Origin of the sequence: Klebsiella sp. HN106 (assembly GCF_051209435.1) — a bacterium.
GTDB lineage: Bacteria > Pseudomonadota > Gammaproteobacteria > Enterobacterales > Enterobacteriaceae > Klebsiella > Klebsiella oxytoca.
This window is the reverse complement of the sequence record NZ_JBLURD010000003.1, coordinates 335,717-355,411: the sequence shown is the minus strand read 5'-3', so window position 1 is coordinate 355,411 and position 19,695 is coordinate 335,717. Positions and strand designations below refer to the sequence as shown.

At 53.3% G+C, this 19,695-nt stretch carries 18 protein-coding genes and 1 riboswitch; of the genes, 5 read left to right on the top strand and 13 right to left on the bottom strand.

Features of this window, described 5'->3' with window-relative positions:
- Positions 1-160: 160 nt before the first annotated feature.
- The 3 genes from panS to ACSIPU_RS12645 form a co-directional block, all read right to left on the bottom strand.
- The gene (panS, locus tag ACSIPU_RS12655; RefSeq protein ID WP_004117193.1) at positions 161-1,102 is read right to left on the bottom strand and encodes a ketopantoate/pantoate/pantothenate transporter PanS; all 942 of its coding nucleotides are present in this window, start codon (positions 1,100-1,102) and stop codon (positions 161-163) included.
- 111 nt (positions 1,103-1,213) lie between these two features.
- On the bottom strand, positions 1,214-2,794 hold the full coding sequence (gene rtcR, locus ACSIPU_RS12650; protein WP_032728770.1) for an RNA repair transcriptional activator RtcR: 1,581 nt from the start codon (positions 2,792-2,794) through the stop codon (positions 1,214-1,216).
- Between the two features lie 93 nt (positions 2,795-2,887).
- Complete coding sequence (locus tag ACSIPU_RS12645) at positions 2,888-3,103, bottom strand: hypothetical protein (protein ID WP_071530261.1); 216 nt, start codon at positions 3,101-3,103, stop codon at positions 2,888-2,890.
- Between the two features lie 135 nt (positions 3,104-3,238).
- Here ACSIPU_RS12645 and ACSIPU_RS12640 point away from each other — a divergent pair, with 135 nt between their 5' ends.
- The 3 genes from ACSIPU_RS12640 (at position 3,239) to ACSIPU_RS12630 (ending at position 6,232) form a co-directional block, all read left to right on the top strand.
- Complete coding sequence (locus ACSIPU_RS12640; RefSeq protein ID WP_196557758.1) at positions 3,239-4,366, top strand: slipin family protein; 1,128 nt, start codon at positions 3,239-3,241, stop codon at positions 4,364-4,366.
- A 5-nt stretch (positions 4,367-4,371) separates the two neighbouring features.
- The gene (locus ACSIPU_RS12635; protein ID WP_016808443.1) at positions 4,372-5,160 is read left to right on the top strand and encodes a nucleotidyltransferase domain-containing protein; all 789 of its coding nucleotides are present in this window, start codon (positions 4,372-4,374) and stop codon (positions 5,158-5,160) included.
- 136 nt (positions 5,161-5,296) lie between these two features.
- On the top strand, positions 5,297-6,232 hold the full coding sequence (locus ACSIPU_RS12630; RefSeq protein ID WP_053064524.1) for a hypothetical protein: 936 nt from the start codon (positions 5,297-5,299) through the stop codon (positions 6,230-6,232).
- Between the two features lie 50 nt (positions 6,233-6,282).
- On the opposite strand, the gene lysC is transcribed toward ACSIPU_RS12630, so the two are convergent.
- Positions 6,283-7,632 carry a lysine-sensitive aspartokinase 3 gene (lysC, locus tag ACSIPU_RS12625; RefSeq protein ID WP_004109599.1) on the bottom strand — a complete coding sequence of 450 codons (1,350 nt, stop codon included), beginning with the start codon at positions 7,630-7,632 and terminating at the stop codon, positions 6,283-6,285.
- Positions 7,633-7,812: 180 nt separating this feature from the next.
- A riboswitch (Lysine riboswitch) is annotated at positions 7,813-8,046 on the bottom strand.
- A gap of 352 nt (positions 8,047-8,398) precedes the next feature.
- Between lysC and pgi the strand changes: the two genes are divergently transcribed.
- Positions 8,399-10,048, top strand: coding sequence for a glucose-6-phosphate isomerase (pgi, locus tag ACSIPU_RS12620; protein WP_004097737.1), 1,650 nt, complete (start codon positions 8,399-8,401; stop codon positions 10,046-10,048).
- A 43-nt stretch (positions 10,049-10,091) separates the two neighbouring features.
- Here the strand turns inward: pgi and ACSIPU_RS12615 are convergent, their stop codons facing one another.
- The 6 genes from ACSIPU_RS12615 to ACSIPU_RS12590 form a co-directional block, all read right to left on the bottom strand.
- Positions 10,092-10,547, bottom strand: coding sequence for an acyltransferase (locus ACSIPU_RS12615; protein WP_023320168.1), 456 nt, complete (start codon positions 10,545-10,547; stop codon positions 10,092-10,094).
- An 8-nt stretch (positions 10,548-10,555) separates the two neighbouring features.
- Positions 10,556-11,065, bottom strand: a complete 510-nt coding sequence (locus ACSIPU_RS12610) for a GNAT family N-acetyltransferase (protein ID WP_004109593.1) — start codon at positions 11,063-11,065, stop codon at positions 10,556-10,558.
- Positions 11,066-11,174: 109 nt separating this feature from the next.
- The gene (locus ACSIPU_RS12605) at positions 11,175-11,552 is read right to left on the bottom strand and encodes a Rid family detoxifying hydrolase (protein WP_004109587.1); all 378 of its coding nucleotides are present in this window, start codon (positions 11,550-11,552) and stop codon (positions 11,175-11,177) included.
- Positions 11,553-11,577: 25 nt separating this feature from the next.
- Positions 11,578-11,898, bottom strand: a complete 321-nt coding sequence (locus ACSIPU_RS12600) for an AzlD domain-containing protein (RefSeq protein WP_004109584.1) — start codon at positions 11,896-11,898, stop codon at positions 11,578-11,580.
- Positions 11,891-12,628, bottom strand: a complete 738-nt coding sequence (locus ACSIPU_RS12595; protein ID WP_004109581.1) for an AzlC family ABC transporter permease — start codon at positions 12,626-12,628, stop codon at positions 11,891-11,893. The genes ACSIPU_RS12600 and ACSIPU_RS12595 overlap by 8 nt, the downstream gene beginning before the upstream one ends.
- 65 nt (positions 12,629-12,693) lie before the next feature.
- The gene (locus tag ACSIPU_RS12590; RefSeq protein ID WP_196557760.1) at positions 12,694-13,971 is read right to left on the bottom strand and encodes an L-cysteine desulfidase family protein; all 1,278 of its coding nucleotides are present in this window, start codon (positions 13,969-13,971) and stop codon (positions 12,694-12,696) included.
- Between the two features lie 377 nt (positions 13,972-14,348).
- On the opposite strand from ACSIPU_RS12590, the gene psiE reads away from it, so the two are divergent.
- On the top strand, positions 14,349-14,759 hold the full coding sequence (gene psiE / locus ACSIPU_RS12585) for a phosphate-starvation-inducible protein PsiE (protein ID WP_004097754.1): 411 nt from the start codon (positions 14,349-14,351) through the stop codon (positions 14,757-14,759).
- A gap of 41 nt (positions 14,760-14,800) precedes the next feature.
- Here the strand turns inward: psiE and xylE are convergent, their stop codons facing one another.
- The 3 genes from xylE to malF all read right to left on the bottom strand — a co-directional run bounded on the left by xylE (position 14,801) and on the right by malF (position 19,580).
- Entirely contained in the window at positions 14,801-16,276 is a 1,476-nt protein-coding gene (xylE, locus tag ACSIPU_RS12580; protein ID WP_004109574.1) for a D-xylose transporter XylE, read from the bottom strand.
- Positions 16,277-16,988: 712 nt separating this feature from the next.
- Positions 16,989-17,879 (bottom strand): maltose ABC transporter permease MalG, encoded by an 891-nt coding sequence (gene malG / locus ACSIPU_RS12575; protein WP_004109572.1) that lies wholly within the window; start codon positions 17,877-17,879, stop codon positions 16,989-16,991.
- 156 nt (positions 17,880-18,035) lie between these two features.
- Positions 18,036-19,580, bottom strand: a complete 1,545-nt coding sequence (gene malF, locus ACSIPU_RS12570; RefSeq protein ID WP_004109570.1) for a maltose ABC transporter permease MalF — start codon at positions 19,578-19,580, stop codon at positions 18,036-18,038.
- Positions 19,581-19,695 lie beyond the last annotated feature (115 nt).

Here is a 19,695-nt window from a genome sequence, read left to right as displayed (position 1 = left end):
ATGCGCAGATAACATCATGGCCCGGATACGACGGTATCGTAAGAGAGGCCGGATATACGAACGCAACTTACCCCGTTACACAAAATGCAGAGATGGCTTGCATAACGGGAGGTGTCCATATACGGCTAAGCGCAGCGCAAGCCGGGAAAATTACGGGTTGTTAGCTCTCTTTTTCCGTTTGACGCGATTCATCCGCAATCGGCTTCCCTGACCAGTAACCGGCCAGCAGCGAGCCGGACAGGTTGTGCCAGACCGAGAACAGCGCCCCGGGCAGCGCGGCCAGCGGGCCAAAGTAGATTTTCCCCAGCGCGGCGGCAAGGCCGGAGTTCTGCATTCCCACCTCGATCGCCAGCGTGCGGCAGGTGGACTCGTCAAAGCCAAACAGTCGCCCGCCCCAGTAGCCGCCGAGCAGACCGATAGTGTTATGCAGGATAACGGCGATAATCACCACAAAACCAACGGAAGCGATATGCGACGCCGAGCCTGCCACCACGGCGCAGATAATCGCCAGAATGCAGACCATCGAAAAGGCCGGGAGAAACGGTTCCACCGCCTTCACCACTTTCGGCAGCAGATGATGCACCGCCAGCCCCAGTGCAATTGGGATCACCACAATTTGCAGAATGCTGAGAAGCATTCCCATCACATCTACCTGAATATGCGCATCCACGTACAGACGCGTCAGCAGCGGCGTCGCGACCACGCCGACCAGGGTGGATACCGAGGAGATGGTGACTGAGAGCGCAACATCGCCTTTTGCCAGAAAGATCATCACGTTGGATGCCGTACCGCTGGCGACGCTGCCCACCAGCACCATGCCGGCGGAAAGCTCCGGCGGCATGTGAAAAATCAGCGCCAGCAGCCAGGCGGCGAGCGGCATCACCAGGTAGTGGAGAAAAATCCCTGCGGCAACCGGCGCGGGGCGGGAAAGCACGCGCTTAAAGTCGTCGACTTTCAGATGCACGCCCATGCCGAACATAATCAGCATCAGCAGCGTCGGGACCCAAGGGCCAACGGGAGTAAAAGTGGATGGCGTGTAATAAGCGATAACCGAGAGCAGCAGCGCCCATAATGGGAACAGCCGCGTAAGCGTGGCGAGCATGTTGTTTTCCTTGCACATAAGTTGTGTTTGCTTGTTATTGACCGGCCGGGATCGAGCCCGGCCATAGCTATTGTTTATCGTGCTAAGAAATATTATTCAAACAAATTATGCTCATGTTCCGCTGCGGATAAGCTCCCAGCTGAGTCCGAAGCGCGCTAAATACTTGCGCAGGCGGTCAGCATCGTTAGGATTGGCCTTTTTCTGACGGGAGACGGCGAACAGCTCGCGTCCGGCTTCGGAGAGCGAAGCGCTGCGCTGGCAGACCTCCAGCACCGTTTCCAGCTGCCGGCGATCGAAGAGATCGATTTCCATTGCTATGTCAGGAGAAGACGTCGTTAGCTGCCAGCTCTCTTTCAGCAGCATAATCTCCTCTTCCGCAACGGCCTGCGTAATGCGCCCCTGCTCGGCCAGCGTCGCCATACGCGCCACGGATGAGCTGAGTTCGCGAAAATTGCCGCGCCACTGCGCCTGCGGCGAGCAGGCAAAGGCCAGATAACGCTCGCGGGCCTCTTTATCAAAGCGGATCTGCGTCTGCCGTTCGCTGGCCAGTCGTCGTAGTTCATACTCCACGTTTGGCGCAATATCTTCCCGCCGCTGCGCCAGGCCGGGGAGGGCAAAGCGCCACATATTGATGCGCGCATAAAGATCTTCGCGAAAGCGTCCTTCCGCCACCCACTGCTGCATATCGCGATGCGTTCCGGCGATTAGCTGAAAGTCGCTGTGCGCCTCGTTGTCCGAACCAAACGGGAAAAAGGTTTTTTCTTCAATGGCCTTCAGCAGCATGGCCTGCTCGTCCAGCCCCAGCTCGGCGATTTCATCAAGAAACAGCACGCCGCCGTCGGCTTCGCGTAATAGTCCGGCGCGCGGCGCGACCGCGCCGGTAAACGCGCCTTTGACATGGCCAAACAGCGTAGACATTGCGTTATCGCCGCGCAGGGTGGCGCAGTTAACCGCCATAAATTTTCCCGCCACTAAATGACGCGACTGGCGCAGCTGATAAATACGTTTGGCGAGAAAGGACTTACCGGCGCCCGTTGGGCCAGTAAGCAGGATCGGATCGGTCGATCGGATCGCCACGCGCTCAATTCGATCGATAAGCTTGTTGAACGTCGCATTGCGCGTCTCTATCCCGGCTTTCAGGAAAGAGACCGACTGCTGCTGCTCGCGCTGAAAGCGGCTGGTGAGCGCGGCATAGCGGTTTAAGTCCAGATCGATAACCGAGTAAATACCGACAGCGATGGCTTTATCCGGTGAGCCTTTCGGCGCAGGACCGGTCTGCAGCAGATTGGCGGGAAGATAGCGCGCCTCCGTCAGCAGGAACCAGCAGATTTGCGCCACGTGAGTCCCGGTAGTGATATGCACCAGATACTCTTCGTTTTCGGTATCAAAGCTGTAGCGGCTGGCGAAGTCGAGAAACGCCGCGTAGACCTCTTCAAAATCCCACGGATCGTTTATCTCGACCCTATGCGGGCGTACTTCGGTTTGCGGCGAAAGCAGGGCGATATCTTCGATCAGCTTTTGCGCCAGGCTTTCATCGTGCGGCTGGTGGATGAGCTCCAGCCTGTCGACAGGAAAATCGGCCTGCTGGCATAGCCCAACGGTGGGCCGCCATTTCTTTAAACGATTAGCCCGCTTGCCGCGTTTATCCAGTACCGTTCCGAGAACGCCAATCACCACCCGACGCTTGTTCATTATTTATCTCATAAGATAAGTATCGATACTAAAAGATAAAAAATTCTCCCGAGCCGGGCAACGGCAAAAACCGAGTTAAAAAATAAATCACTTTTAATCAATGAGATAAAAATTTATTTCGTCACTTTTTCGTTCTGGCACGCATCTGGCAATAACCCTTTCGTTATTTCGCTGAATTCGCAGGGGGTTAAACCCCGCCGGCACGTCAGAAACGGTACTGACCGTCTTTCGGGCGCGTTCCGTCAGCCGATAACCACCAATGGGTTCGATTCCCGATTTCACTCCAATGAAAACTGGTTTGTTAATCATAGAGATACTCGGGGTTTTGCGCAGTCAGCACTCCCCACAGCAGGCCGCCGGTAAAGGCGCCGTGCCGCAGGCAAAAGGGAGTTCCCCTGCGGCTTCGCCCCTGCACCCGCGCCTGCTTTTTATAAGGAATAAAAAATGGCTAAAAAAATCACTATACGGAAAGGCCAACTGGGACTTCTCTCTCGTCAGGGAGATTACTATCAGATTCTGGAAGCGGGCGAGTATCGCCTGCCGTGGTTCAACGTTCCTGAAGTGCTAATCGTTAACAGGGACGGCAGCGAAGTGCCGGAGGCGCTGGCCGAGTATTTACGGCGCTTTCAGGCGGAATGGATCGAACAGTACTGCCTGGCGGCGGACCTGACGGATAACGAGGCCGGAGCGCTCTATCACAACGGCGTGCTGCAGGAAATTCTGCCGCCAGCGACGCGTCGACTTTACTGGGCCGCCGGTGACGAGATGCAGCTGCTACGTCTGGATACCCGGCAGGTTGAGGTCCCCGAGGCGATCATGAACGCGGTGCTGCAGCCGAGACGTCACGGGACGGTAAAAGGTCGCGAAGCGATCCTGACCGTATCGGTGCCAGCCTGGCACATCGGGGTATTGAAAGTCGATGGTGAGACGCAGTCGCTGCTGCCGCCGGGCCTGAGCGCCTACTGGAAGATCAATCACCTGGTGGAAGCTGAAGTGGTCGATACCCGCCTGCAGGTGCTGGAAGTCGGCGGTCAGGAGATTCTGACCAAAGATAAAGTGAATCTGCGTTTAAATCTGGCGGCGAACTGGCGCTACAGCGATGTGTTGCGGGCTTTTGGACAGCTGACGAAGCCGCTGGATCATCTGTATCGCGAACTGCAGTTTGCGCTGCGTGAAGCCGTCGGAACGCGAACGCTGGATGAACTACTGGAAGATAAGCACATCATTGATGAGGTGGTGAGCGCGCAGGTAACCGAGCGCATGGCGGCATTTGGTATCGAAGTCGCCTCGCTGGGCGTGAAAGATATTGTTTTGCCCGGCGACATGAAAGCTATTCTGTCGCAGCTGGTGGAGGCGGAGAAATCGGCGCAGGCGAACGTGATCCGCCGGCGTGAAGAGACCGCGGCGACGCGTTCGCTGCTCAACACCGCGAAAGTGATGGAAAACAACCCGGTCGCGCTGCGCTTAAAAGAGCTGGAAACGCTGGAAAGGGTGGCGGAGCGTATCGATAAAATCTCGGTCTTTGGCGGCCTGGACCAGGTGCTGCATGGACTGGTCAATCTAAAAGGATAAACAACATGACGTATAACGGTGTGGATGCCGCCATGCGCCATAAGGTGCGGCGGCAGTTACAGGAGGTGGAGCAGCGCTACGGCGTCAGGGTGCTCTACGCCTGCGAGTCCGGCAGCCGGGGCTGGGGCTTTGCCTCGCCGGACAGCGATTATGATGTGCGGTTTCTCTATGTTCATCCCCCTGAGTGGTACCTGCGGGTGGATGCGCCGCGCGATGTTATCGAGCTGCCCATCGACGCTGAGCTGGACGTCTGCGGTTGGGAGTGGCGTAAGGCGCTGGGTCTGCTGAAAGGGGCAAATCCGACGCTGATCGAATGGCTGGACTCGCCGGTGGTGTATCAGCAGGATGATGCGACGGTTCAGGCACTTAAGCGGCTGATACCGGAGTGGTTTTCTCCGGTACGCGCCCGCTGGCATTACTACTCGATGGCCAGAAAGAATTTTCGCGGCTATCTGCAGGGTGAACAGGTGCGGTTGAAAAAGTACTTTTACGTGCTGCGTCCGCTACTGGCCGTCCGCTGGGTTGAGGCGGGAAAAGGGGCGCCGCCGATGCGCTTTGCTGAACTGCTGGCGGGAAGCTGTCTGGAAGCGGGCCTGCGTCAGGAAATCGACGAGCTGCTGGCGCGTAAACAGCGCGCCGGCGAGGCCGAATATGGTCCGCGGCGGCCATTACTGCATGCGTTTATTCAGTCCGAGCTGCTCAGAGGCGCGATCCCTCCCGCGCTGCCGGATAGCCGGACAGGGAATATCAGGGAGTTGGACAGATTACTGATGACCACGGTGATGGGGAAGTAAATACTGCTAGATGTTGGAATTTGAGGGATGTTTGCCGGGCTAATTTCTGATTTCCAGCGTTGGATAATTTTCTTATAGATTATTGCAACAAATTTCCATGTATTCTTGAGAACATCAGATTAAAAAAGGAATAACTATGGCAAGTTATAAAAAGAAAGTATTTTATATGTTGGGTGTGATTTCATCATTATTATTAATGGTATCCTTGCCGCTGAGAGCTGAATCGATATCCGATGCGCGATATTCATTTTTATTTAAAACAAACCGCAGCGCATGTATGGCCAGGGTTAATAATGCACCGCTACTGAATAATTTTTCGGCTAATAGTGGAACGGTAACGGCAGGAGGAGATATCACTCCCTTTGCCGCAAATGGGAAAAATACCCTTGAACTGGTGATGGGAGCTACGGATCCAGATCAACCTGAGATGCTTTATGCGGATTCATGGTGCGAGCTTGTTGTCTTGCGGAATACCAGAAAATCCAGTGAAGTAGTTTCGACGATAAAGTTAACGGTCGATGGAAATAAGAAAATCATCGCCTCATCTTCTTCTAACCCCAATGGAGCGCAAAATGAAGGCGCGGTTAGCGATGTTCAATCAGCTATGGATAAAGAGAACGATTTATATGGTGCGGGACGTGAGATTACGTTAAGCGGGATGCCTGAATGGGCCTGGGAAAAAGCGCGAAAAATATCTGTACAAGATCTGCCAGCGATAAAAGAAACATACACTAAGATCTGGCAAGCGATGAATAAGCGGGATGTGGGTGCGTTAAAGACCATGGCTCAAATATCAAGTAAAGAGATGGCGTTAGCTACGGGATTTTCTGCTGATTTTATCTTTAAGTCATATGGTCTGCCAGAAAAGGTACAAGATACCAACCTGACGACAGCAGAGTTGAAATGGGAAGATAAAGAACTGGTAACGTATTGCGATGGTCGGCTATTCAGGCTAGCGCGGGGTATATATCAAAACTCGCCGTTGAAAATTATAAATAAAGAGGGGGAAGAGGTTTTTACCTATAATCCCTACCTTGCTATTATTGATGGGGAAGTGGTGATTGTCAGGTGATGAGAAAATATGCCCGGTGGGGTAGCACTTCACCGGGCATATTTAAATAATTACTCGAACAGATTATGGTGCAGCTTCTGGACGACTTTTTCGGCATCTGCACCCGGTACCAGGAAGCACAGATTGTGGCTGGATGCGCCGTAGCAAATCATTCGAATATTAAACGGCTCCAGCACGCCAAACACCTCTTTACCGACGCCGCACGCTTTCGACAGTTCGTTACCAATGATGGCAACCAGCGCCAGGTCCTGTTCAACCTCAACGCGGCACAGCGAGGACAGTTCGGTCAGCAGCGACTGGGTGAGCAGGGTGTCGCCGGCCGAAGTCGAACCGGTGGTATCCATGGTCAGCGCCACGCTCACTTCAGAAGTGGTGATCAGATCAACGGAGATACTGTGACGCGCCAGCGTGCTGAATACCTCGGCCAGAAAACCGCGCGAGTGCAGCATATTGAGGCTGTGCAGGGTCAGCAGAGTCTGCTTGCGGCGCAGCGCCAGCGCGCGGAACAGCGGCGGATTTTCCGTATTTTTGCACACCAGCGTGCCGCCCGCTTTTGGCTCTTTGCTGGAGCCGACGAATACCGGAATATCGCTACGTACGGCGGGAAGCAGGGTGGCCGGATGCAGCACTTTCGCGCCAAAGGTCGCCATTTCCGCCGCTTCTTCAAAGGCGATAACGTCAATGCGTTTGGCCGCCGGCGCAACGCGCGGGTCGGTGGTATAGATACCCGGAACATCGGTCCAGATATCGACGCGGGTAGCGTTTAGCGCTTCGCCGAGTAGCGCGGCGGTATAGTCGCTGCCGCCACGGCCAAGTGTGGTGGTACGGCCTTTCGCTTCGCTGCCAATAAAGCCCTGGGTGATCACCAGGCCTTCCGCCAGACGCGGAGCCAGAAGTTGCTCGGTGAGTTCAGATAAGGCGGCGATATCCGGTTCCGCGCGGCCAAAGCGATCGTTGGTGCGCATAACCTTGCGCACGTCGAACCACTGGGCGGCGATACCGCGCTCGCGCAGGATCTCGACAAATAGCAGAGTGGACATCAGTTCGCCATGGCTGACCAGTTCGTCGGTTAACGCGCTTGAACTGGCCAGGGAGGCGGCTTCCGCCAGGGTGGTGATGTTTTCCAGCAGGCGTTCAATTTCATCGCGTATCACGTTCGGATAACGCAGACGCTCCAGAATATTGAACTGGATTTGCCGCATGGCATCGAGCTTTGCGAAACGTTCGCCAGGTTCCAGCCCTTCCGCTAAGGCGACCAGCAGGTTGGTCACGCCAGCCGAGGCGGAAAGCACCACCACGCGGGTATTGGCATCCAGCAGCGCGACGTCTACGCTGCGGTTCATGGCATCAAAGTCGGCAACGCTGGTACCGCCGAATTTGGCTACAACTAAGTCTGTCATAACAACCTCGTGTCAGGGGGCCTGACTTATTAAAACGATTCCTGACAACCAATCCTGGCGGGGCTGGACGCAGCCGGATTGCAACAAAATGTCTTAATAAGCCAGGCCAAATTATTCAGCCATGGCACAAGGGAAGAGCGAAAAACAGGGTGGGCGCAGAGCGATAAACAAACTACGATGTCACCCAGAAGTGCTCCACCTTGTAGACCCGCTTGCCGATGCAGCGCATCAGATGGCGAGTATGAAACGCCCGACTGCGAACGTTTCTGGTGACAACCCAGGGGATTCAGCCCCTGTGGCCGGTGATGAGCGTAACCAGACGCTTATTCACCTCGGCGTTGCTCCCCCTCACGTATTTTCCCCGGACTGGCTCCTCCAATACGGTTACCTGGGCAACGCACCTCTTCTGGCAATTACCGACGTCTTTCACTTTGCCAGGGGGACGCGGGACATTATACCCCCCTGCAATACCCTTTCGCTGTAGCGTGAAATGCGCGATCCATACCTACCTACGTATATGTAGGTACTGCCGTTATATAAAGGGTTCAGGCGAAGTATGTCAACGTCAGGGTTATGCGGATTTTTCATGCGCGGGTCGCTGACAGAAAAAAGCCTTATGATGTCTATACTATCAGGGACGTTTTGCCTCAAATTGCCCCAATTTCTGACGCGTATCATCGGCATAACATAAAAATCATCACAATTTTTCGTCACCGGCGCTACAATCGACCGCAGTCACAATTCTCAAATCAGAAGAGTATTGCTAATGAAAAACATCAACCCAACGCAGACCTCTGCCTGGCAGGCATTACAGAAACACTTTGATGAAATGAAAGACGTTACCATCGCGGATCTGTTCGCGAAAGATAGCGACCGTTTCTCTAAATTCTCCGCCACGTTCGACGATCTGATGCTGGTGGATTTTTCCAAAAACCGCATCACCGAAGAGACGCTGGCCAAACTGCAGGATCTGGCCAAAGAGACCTTCCTGGCTGACGCCATTAAATCCATGTTCTCCGGCGAGAAGATTAACCGCACGGAAGATCGCGCGGTGCTGCACGTTGCGCTGCGTAACCGCAGCAATACTCCGATTCTGGTTGATGGCAAAGATGTGATGCCGGAAGTGAACGCCGTGCTTGAGAAGATGAAAACCTTCTCTGAAGCTATTATCTCCGGTAGCTGGAAAGGCTACACCGGTAAAGCGATTACCGACGTCGTGAACATCGGTATCGGCGGCTCCGATCTTGGCCCGTTCATGGTGACCGAAGCGCTGCGTCCGTACAAAAATCACCTGAATATGCACTTTGTTTCTAACGTCGATGGTACCCATATCGCCGAAGTGCTGAAAACGGTGAACCCGGAAACCACGCTGTTCCTGGTGGCGTCGAAAACCTTTACCACCCAGGAAACCATGACCAACGCCCACAGCGCGCGCGACTGGTTCCTGGCGACCGCTGGCGATGAGAAACACGTAGCGAAACACTTCGCCGCGCTCTCCACCAACGGTAAAGCGGTAGGTGAATTCGGTATTGATACCGCCAATATGTTTGAGTTCTGGGACTGGGTTGGCGGTCGTTACTCTCTGTGGTCTGCTATCGGCCTGTCCATCATCCTGTCCGTGGGCTTCGACAACTTCGTCGAGCTGCTCTCCGGCGCGCACGCGATGGACAAACACTTCTCCACCACGCCGGCTGAGAAAAACCTGCCGGTGCTGCTGGCGCTGATCGGTATCTGGTACAACAACTTCTTCGGCGCTGAAACCGAAGCGATTCTGCCGTACGACCAGTATATGCACCGCTTTGCCGCCTACTTCCAGCAGGGCAACATGGAATCCAACGGTAAATACGTTGACCGTAACGGCAACGCCGTGGATTACCAGACGGGCCCGATCATCTGGGGCGAGCCGGGCACCAACGGTCAGCACGCGTTCTATCAGCTGATTCACCAGGGGACCAAAATGGTGCCGTGCGATTTTATCGCTCCGGCGATTACGCATAACCCGCTGTCTGACCATCATCCGAAGCTGCTGTCTAACTTCTTTGCGCAGACCGAAGCGCTGGCGTTTGGTAAATCCCGCGAAGTGGTTGAACAGGAATATCGCGATCAGGGTAAAGATCCCGCGACGCTGGAACACGTGGTGCCGTTCAAAGTGTTTGAAGGCAACCGCCCGACTAACTCCATCCTGCTGCGTGAAATCACGCCGTTCAGTCTGGGCGCGCTGATTGCCCTGTATGAACATAAGATTTTCACCCAGGGCGTGATTATGAACATCTTCACCTTCGACCAGTGGGGCGTTGAGCTGGGCAAACAGCTGGCGAACCGCATCCTGCCGGAGCTGAAGGATGGTTCTGAAGTCAGCAGCCACGACAGCTCCACTAACGGCCTGATTAACCGCTATAAATCCTGGCGCGCATAATCGCTAAAACGTTGTCAATGCCGGCCCAGGTGGCCGGCATTTTTTATAGCCGCCGCAGCAGTTTTGCCGGGTTTCCTGCCCACACGCCTTTCTCTGTAATGGATTTTGTCACCACGCTGCCCGCGCCAATCACGACGCCATCGCAAATGCTGACCGCCAGAATGGTTGCGCCGCTGCCGATAGACACATCGTTGCCAATGATGATTCTTCCCCAGCTTTCGCGGTCGGCGTTGGGCTTGCCGTCGCGGAACATATCGTTAGCGAACATCACGCCGTGGCCGATAAAACAGCGTTCGCCGATGGTCACGTACTCGCAGATAAAGGTATGGGACTGAATTTTGCTGTCGCTGCCAACGCGGGTATGGCCCTGGATTTCAACGAAGGGGCCGACGAAGACGTTATCGCCTAGCGTGCAGTCATAGAGGTTGGCGGGCTGGTAAATCACCACGTTTTCGCCGCTGGCGACGTTGCGAATGGCGGTTTCACGAAGGGTATGCATGCTGCCTCTCAGATCGGTTTAGCCAAAATGTGTAATGTGCTTTGCTGGGTCGCAGAATGAAAGATGACATCTTTTACGTGCTGCATTCCCTGACGTTCATAAAAACGGCGGGCGCGGGTATTCGCGGCGAGCACCTCCAGCCAGAGCCAGCGTTCACCGGCAACTTTTGCTCGCTTCTCGACGGCGTGAAAAAGCTGCTCGCCATAGCGATGGCCCGTTGTTGCAGGTAACAGATAGAGCTTATGCAATAGCGTACCGGTTGGACCTTCGGGGTTGATGTCCTGGCGGCAGGCGTATTTAGCAAAGCCGATTGGCTCCTCTGCCTCAGCAATTAACCAGCAGCACTGCGTATCGGCCAGGCTGCGCTCCAGTGAGGCCACGGCATACTCTTGCTGCAGGTAGCGCTCCATTTCATCGGCGTTATGCCAGAGGTGGGTAAAGTGATGACGATAGCTGGCATTCGCCATATCGTTGAGTAAAGCCGCATCTTCCGGACGTGCAAGACGAATCTTTAGCATTCTGCGTTCCTCGCAAAGAAGTGGCGATATTTTGCCCGTAAAGTTCGCTGCGGGTAAACCTCAAAAGTGGGGGAGGAGAAGATGCCGGAGGAGAGCCTCCGGCTGGGGATCAGGCGACGGCGATGGCCTCGATTTCAATACCCGCATCTTTAGGCAGTCTGGCGACCTCAACGCAGGAGCGGGCTGGAAACGCCGCGTTGTGTTCAACGAAGAACGCTTCATAGACCGCGTTGATGGTAGCAAAATCGTTCAGATCCTTGACGAAAACCATCGTCTTAACAATATTTTTCACCTGCAAGCCCGCCGCTTCCACGATAGCTTTAACGTTTTCCAGCGACTGGCGCGTTTGCACAGCGATGTCGTCAGACATGGTGCCATCTTGCGCATTAACCGGGAGCTGCCCTGAGGTCATCGTCATGGTACCCAGGTTTACCCCCTGAACATACGGACCGATGGCGGCAGGCGCGGACGCGGTGGAAATAATCATTCTGTTGATTCCTCTTGATAAGTGGTTACATGAAATAGTTAAGTAAAACCAGTGAACCAACGCCGCTGACGACGACCCAGACCAGCCCCAGTCGGAAGCTGGCAAGCGTGCAGATAATCGCGGCGATGACTTTCGGGTTTTTTAAATCAAACTCCATGCTGGAGTTCACGCTCAGGATCTGAATCGTGATGATGGCTGGCAGAACAGTCACCGGCACAAAGCGCAGCGTTTTGCTGACCCGGTTCGACATCTGGATTTTCCCGGCGAGACCAATGAACGAGAAGCGAATAAGAAAGGTCACGGCGGCCATACCCAGCGTCAGGGCGATAAAAAAGCTATTACTCATTTTCCAGCGCTCCTTCGAGAGAGAGTTTAGCGGCGGCCTGCGCTTGTTTACGCTCTTCGGCGAGATCGACGCTCAGGCCCGCCATTACGCCCAATACGGATGCGACGACAATGCCTAACGAATAGGGCAGCACGACCAAAAGTACGCCGGATACGGCAGCCACAATGGCGGCGACGGTACAGGCCTGGCTCTTGATTTGCGGAACGACGATGGCGATAAAGGCGGCGACCATCGCGAAGTCCAGACCGTATTTTTCAATATGTGGAAATGAGGCGCCAACCAGAGCGCCAAGGAAATCGGCTAAAACCCAGGCGAACCAAAATGTCAGCATGGCTGAAGAGTAGAACAGATATTTATCCTTTTTATTCTCCTCCATCTCTTTCACCGTCGTGGCGTACACCTCATCGGTCAGAGCATAGGCCATAAAGCATTTTTTAAAAAAGGACGCCTCGCGTACGGTACTGGAAATTGATGCGCTGTAAAGTATATGACGGAGATTAATAATCAGCGTGGTGAATATAATTACCCCGAGGCTCGCCCCGGTTTTGAGCATATTCAACGCCAGCATTTGTGCTGAACCCGCAATAACAATGGTGGACCAGACCGTACTTTGCCAGACGCTCATTCCGGCGCTCACGCTTAGCGCGCCGACGATAAATGAAAAGGGAAAGTCGCCGATACACAAGGGAAGAATGGCGCTGGCGCCCCGTAGGATAACTTTTTTGTTCATAAGCAATATCTGTTATTTAAGAAATTAATTATTTATGTAAGGTACGTGGAAAGATTAGTTAATGATTATTTAGCAACCATGATGTTGATAATTTCTTTGTCGGTATAGGCCATGGGCTTAACAACCAGACGACAGAGATTATTAATCGTTTGCTCAACGTCAGCGCAAACGATCCCATCATTAGAGCTTGCGCAGCTATTTTGCATGGCCATCAATACAGCCTTAAATGCGCTGGACACGACGGATGAAACTTTCATCGCGCAGCTATTAGAAGCGCCGTCACAAATCATACCGGTAATATCACTGACCATATTAATAATCGCGGTGTTAATGGTTTCCATATCGCGAGTAAATAGCCACGCCATCCCGGCAGCTGCTCCCATTGCTGCCGTAGACGCCGCGCATAGCGCGGACAGACGTGTATAGCGGGAGTGGATCGATATCGCGGTCAGGTGGGAGAGCGCGAGCGCCCGTGCGAGCGTCTCTTCATCGGCATTAAGATGCTCCGCGACCGTCACTACCGGCATGGTAGCGGCGATACCCTGGTTACCGGAACCAAAGTTTGACATGGCGACGACGGGAGCGCCGCCCATCCTCGCGTCGGATGCGGCGACGGTATTGATGATGACTTTACTGAGCAGGTCGTTGCTGAGCAGACCCTTTTTTACTGCATCAGAGAAGGTACCATTGATGTTTAAACCATATTTCTTGCTCTTGCCTTCATTTGCCAGCGCCGAATTGAGGCGGGCGGCTTCGAGAATAAATTCGATGTCGGCAAAATCGACTTCGCTTATAAAATTGAAGGCTTCGGCAAGCGAAAAGGTTTCTAACGCTTCCTGCTGCGTTACCGTATTCTGTTTATTAGCCAAAGCCTGCGCTTCGCCATTAATATAAAGTTCAACGATATTGGTATGCGTGCCTTTAACTACCACGCGGCAGCTCTTTTCGCCACCGGTCAGGGTCAGATCCAGATGGATAAAATCGGGAGTATCTTCCGCGCGAATATTAACCTGGCCATCGGCGATTAACTTTTGCGCTAGTTCGACATGCTGCTGGGTAATCCCCTCCAGCGTTTTTAAACCCTTATCGGCATCGCCGCCAAAAGCGCCAATGGCGGCGGCAAGCGCGACACCGCTAACGGATGTTCCTGGAATAGTTACGCCCGTCGCGTTTTTGTACAGATTCGCAGAAATAAAACCGTTAATACTTTGACAGGCCGTATCTAAATGTTTCGCAGCGTAAGCGGTAGTAAAAGAAATAGCGACGGGTTCGGTACAACCTAATGCCGGAGCCACTTCTTGTTTTAGCCATTTTATAAAAATGGATGCGCGTTCATTAATCATATTTTAAATCAATCCGCTAATTGTGGGTTATTAACTGGCGAGTATCCTAAGATAATTCTGAAGGAAAAACTTACTCTAATAACCCTGTTATTTATGCATTAAAGAGAAAAATTTTCGCTTATTAAAAGAATGTAAAACTGTGATCTTATTATGGTTAATTAACTGATTTACCGAGTATTTATATTCTGTTTTTTGAACATAAAAAGGGATTTAGTTAACCGCCTCACAGCGATGACGAAAGTAAGATTTTCTCTTTTTACGTATTTCGTCGTATACGAGCAAGGCGGGCAGTGAGGAGAAGGGGACAACAAATGTAGATCTGGATCACACTTTTGCGTTATACAGGTCACAGTAAATCATGATGATGAGGAGTACCTATGCCGCCGGTTTATCGTCCGTTGGTGAGTTTTATTGCAACCGCCATGCAAACCGTTTTGAATCTTGGCCTGCTGTGCCTGGGGGTCATTCTGATCGTATTCCTCGGTAAAGAGACGTTGCATTTGGCGCACGTCCTGTTTACCCCTGAACCTGTCAGTAAATACAAGCTGGTGGAAGGGCTGGTGGTCTACTTCCTCTATTTCGAGTTTATCGCGCTGATTGTGAAGTACTTTGAATCGGGATTTCACTTCCCGCTACGCTACTTTGTTTATATCGGCATCACCGCCATCGTACGCCTGATTATCATCGATCATGAGTCGCCCATGGCGGTGCTGATTTACTCCGCCGCGATCCTGATTCTGGTGATTACGCTCTGGCTGTGTAACTCCAACCGACTGAAACGCGAGTAAACAGACAGCACGCCGCTTCCGGTAGCGGCGTGCTGTGGTTATTATCTGATAGAGGCCTGAAGCGTTTTCTCTTCTGCGGGTGCCCACAGCTCTTCGAGTTCTTCCAGCGTCTTGCCTTTCGTTTCCGGCACAAATTTCCACATAAACATCGCCGCCAGAATTCCCATACAACCGTAAATCCAGTAGGAAAAACCGTTGTGAAAATGGGCAACCAGCCAGGAGTTTTTATCCATCATCGGGAAGGTCCAGGAGACAAAGTAGTTCGCCAGCCACTGCGCGGCAACCGCAATGGCGAGAGCTTTGCCGCGAATCGCGTTAGGGAAGATTTCTGCCAGCAGCACCCAGCAAACCGGGCCCCAGGACATGGCAAATGCGGCGACGTAAAGCAGCATCGACAGCAGCGCCACCAAACCGGATGCTTGAGTATAAAAGGCGGTGCCAAGGCTGAACATGCCAAGCGCCATCCCGAGCGCGCCAATAATTTGCAGCGGCTTGCGGCCAAATTTATCAACCGTCATGATGGCCAGAACGGTGAAAGTCAGGTTGATAACGCCCACGATAATGGTCTGCAGCAGGGCGACATCAGTGCTGGCTCCCAGCGTTTTGAAGACTTCCGGAGCGTAGTAGAGCACGACGTTGATGCCGACAAACTGCTGGAATATAGACAGCATAACGCCGATAGTAATGACGCCTGCGCCAAACATCAGCAGACGACCGCCCGTTTTACGGCCATTTTCCAGTGACAGATTGATCTCCTGCATTGCCTGGACGGCGAGCTTGCTGCCCATAATTTTGCGCAGAATACCCTCCGCCTGTTCCTGTTTGCCCTGCGCCATCAGCCAGCGCGGACTTTCCGGTACGGTATACAGTAGCCCTAAAAACAGCAGTGCGGGAATGCATTCTGAGGCAAACATATATCGCCAACCATTGGTATTCAGCCAGTTAGCATCACCTGATTTTGCAATGAAATAGTTAACACAGTAAACCAATAGCTGCCCAAAAATAATCGCGAACTGGTTAAAGGAAACCAGTTTCCCTCGTATGCTTGCCGGCGCCAGTTCCGCAATATACATCGGTGAAAGCATTGATGCTAAACCTACGCCAATGCCTCCAATAATGCGGTAAATAACGAATTCTGGTACATATCCGGCTAAATAAACTGGCACCGTGTTGTCAGGGTTTATCGGGGTGAAACCTAATTCAGGCCAGGCCGAACCGATACCAGAGATTAAAAACAGAAGCGCGGCAATTTTTAGCGAATCCCGGCGGCCAAAACGGTTACTACAATAGCCGCCAAGCGCGCCTCCAATGATGCAGCCAATCAAGGCGCTGGCAACGCAGAAGCCCAGCAGTGAGTTGGCGGCAGATTCACTCAGGTTTTGCGGAGCCACAAAAACAGTGTTTAAGGATTCTACCGTACCGGAGATGACTGCGGTATCGTAGCCAAATAATAGTCCTCCTAACGTGGCGACTAACGTAATCGAAAAGATATAGCTTGAATTATATTGGGTCTTCATCCTGACCAGCCTTAAATACACATTTCTTCTTATCGGTAATAATGATGGTGTATTCATCACCCGGGGATGGCAATTATCAAATTTAATATTGCAATTACGTTATATTCTTAATGTGATCTCAACTCTATTTAATTGTTAAAAGAACGGCGGTAAATGAAATTGCAGTGATGAATCGCGCAAAAGAAAATAATCGTAACCTAAATGCAAAATAACATAATAAATTTCTTTAAAAGAGTGGCGGATTATCTCTCTTCGGAAGAGACGTTGGTGGGTGGGTGCCGCTGCATCAAGGCGCTGCGGGTGGCTAACGCTCAGCACTTTGCCTGCGAACTTCTGGACTTCCGCGCAAGGGGGAGTTTCATTGCGAGACGTCGGGTACCTGAAACGCGAATAAAAAAAAAGCGGCCTCCAGGGCCGCTGACCAACAGTCACAAATAGAATTTATGTAGGGTCCAGTTGAGGATAGCAGTGGCATTTGCCTTACTTTTTCAGCTGAGGGCGACGGCGGTAATGCCCGGTTGGGGTCGTGCATTACCGCGAAACCGTCATCCCTCCTCTGAAATTTGGGGCGGGTATACTCGTCATACTTCAAGTTGCTGATGCGTTGACTGCACCCGCTCACCCCAGTCACATAGTTATCTATGCTGCTGGGGATTATCGGGCTTGTCGCCTTTCGACAACTCGAATTAATTAGAGTATCTAACGATGAAAATTAACCTTTCACTCCGCCTGCGGTCAGGCCGTTAACCAACCAGCGCTGGGCCAGCAGGAACACTACGGTAATCGGAATGGCGGAGAGCACCGCCGCGGCGGCAAAGTCGCCCCACAGATAGTTCTGCGGGTTGAGATACTGTTGCATTCCGACCGCAAGGGTATAGCTGTTCACATCGCGCAGCAGCAGAGAGGCCACCGGCACTTCGGTAATCGCGGCGATGAACGACAGAATAAACACCACCGCCAGAATCGGTACCGATAGCGGGAGCAGCACCAGGCGGAAAGCCTGCCATGGCGTCGCGCCGTCCAGCGCCGCCGCTTCTTCCAGCGAGCCGTCGATGGTTTCGAAGTAGCCTTTGATTGTCCAGACGTGCAGCGCGATACCGCCCATATAGGCGAAGATCACGCCGCCGTGGGTATTCAGTCCAACGAACGGTACGTACTGGCCGAGACGGTCAAACAGGGCATACAGCGCGACCAGCGACAGAACCGCGGGGAACATCTGGAAAATCAGCATTCCTTTAAGCAGCGTGGCTTTACCCGGGAAGCGCATACGGGCAAAAGCGTAAGCGCAGGTTGTAGAGAGCGCGACGATGCCAATGGCGGTAATGCCGGCCACCTTGATGGAGTTCCACAGCCACAGGAGAACCGGGAAGGGGGGCGGCGTGACGCGGCCGTCAGCGTGTTCGACGCTGAAGCCTAACGCCAGCCGCCAGTGCTCCCAGGAGATACTTTCGGGAATCAGGCTACCGGTGGCGAAGTTCCCTTCGCGCAGCGAGATAGCGATGACCATCAGCAGCGGGAACATAATCGCCGCGATAAAAATCAGCAACAGGAGGTGCGTTGTTAATAAACGCAGCTTCTGAGATTTGGGTTGAACCATAGCCATAATATTTTTACTCCCCTTGATACCGCTCCAGGCTATTTTGCTTGTCATTTTGAACTCGGGCAGTGCTCAGAATCCTCACGTACTACGTGTACGCTCCGGTTCTTGCGCGCTGGCCGAGCTCAAACTGCCCGCGCCAATGACGCCTGGTTATTCCAATTAATCGAACTTCATACGTGTGGCTTTCAGGTTAACAATCGCCAGGGCGCCTACCAGCAGGAAGATCAGCGTGGCGATAGCCGCCGCGAGGCCGAAGTCCTGCCCGCCGCCGCCTTCAAAGGCGATGCGATAGGTATAGCTCACCAAAAGGTCGGTGTAGCCCGCCGGCGTGGTGGTGCCGAGCCGGTCCGGCCCGCCGTTGGTCAACAGCTGAATCAGCACGAAGTTGTTAAAGTTAAAGGCGAAGCTAGCGATCATCAGCGGTGTCAGCGGCTTGATCAGCAGCGGCAGCGTAATTTTGAAGAAGTTCTGGAACGGCGTGGCGCCATCCATTGCCGAGGCTTCATATAAATCGTCAGGAATCGCTTTCAGCAGGCCCATGCACAGGATCATCATGTACGGATAGCCCAGCCAGGTGTTGACGATGATAATCATGGTGCGCGCGGTAGTCGGGTCGCTAAACCAGGCCGGCTTGATGCCGAACAGCGCGCTGAGCATCATGTTGATCTCACCAAAGCTCTGGTTGAACAGCCCTTTGAAGATCAGAATTGAGATAAACGACGGTACGGCATAAGGCAGAATCAGCAGTACGCGATAAATCGCTTTGCCTTTCAGGGCTTCCCACTGGACGAGACAGGCGAGCACCATGCCGACCGCAACGGTGAGAATCACGGTCAGAACAGAGAAGACCACCGTCCAGACGAAAATCGCGAAGAACGGTTTCTGGATACCTTCATCCTGGAACACGCGGGTGAAGTTATCCCAGCCGATGGTCACGGTGTAGCCCGGGCTGAGCTTTTCGCTGCCCCAGCTGCCGTCGGCGTTAATCGCCTGATAGAAACCGACCTCGGCGTTCGGCCGATATTTCACGCCGCTCTGGTTGTTGGTCAGCGTACCGTCATTGGCCAGCGCGTACAGCGGCTGGGTACCGGAGAACTGACGCAGGGAGCTCATGATGACTTTGCTCTCATCCGGCAGGACGGCGGTCAGCTGGTTCAGGGCGGTGCGGTTTTGCGTAATCACGCGCAGGGTGGCGCGTTCGCCTTCCGGCAGAGCATCAGCCTCTTTTAACGCCAGCTTCTGTTCGCCGCCGAATTTAAAAGCGTCGGAAAGATAGTTTTTGCCGCTCTCGCCATCGGTCAGCGCCAGCTTCCACTCATCTCCCGCCGGATAAAGCGCGAAGTTGTAGGATTTACCCGCCTGGAAGGAACGGTCCATCAGCACCTGTTGGGCGCGTTCAAAGGTAAGCTGGTTAGTACTGCTGTAGTTGGTGAAAGCGATAGCGATAGTGCAGATCAGCGGGAACAGGACGAACAGCCCCATCCCGGCGAGACCCGGGTAAACATAGCGCCAGGCATAGGCCTTGCGATTGGAAAAAATATACAGGCCAACCGAGCTTAAAATCAGCGTCATGATGGCAAACAGGTACTCCCCCTGGGCGTACATCAAAACAACAAGGTAACCCACCAGCAGGCACAGCAAGCCGATCACAGACCATGTGAGCTGCGGACTTTGCCACCAGTGTTTCTTTTTCACGACATCCATGGGGATCATCCTCTTTACACTTTATCCTTCGCGCTACCTCTTTGTTGGCTGCGGATACGCATCCCAGTCACTTACGGATGTAAGCGCCTGGGGATTTGCATCCTTGCCGCCTCGA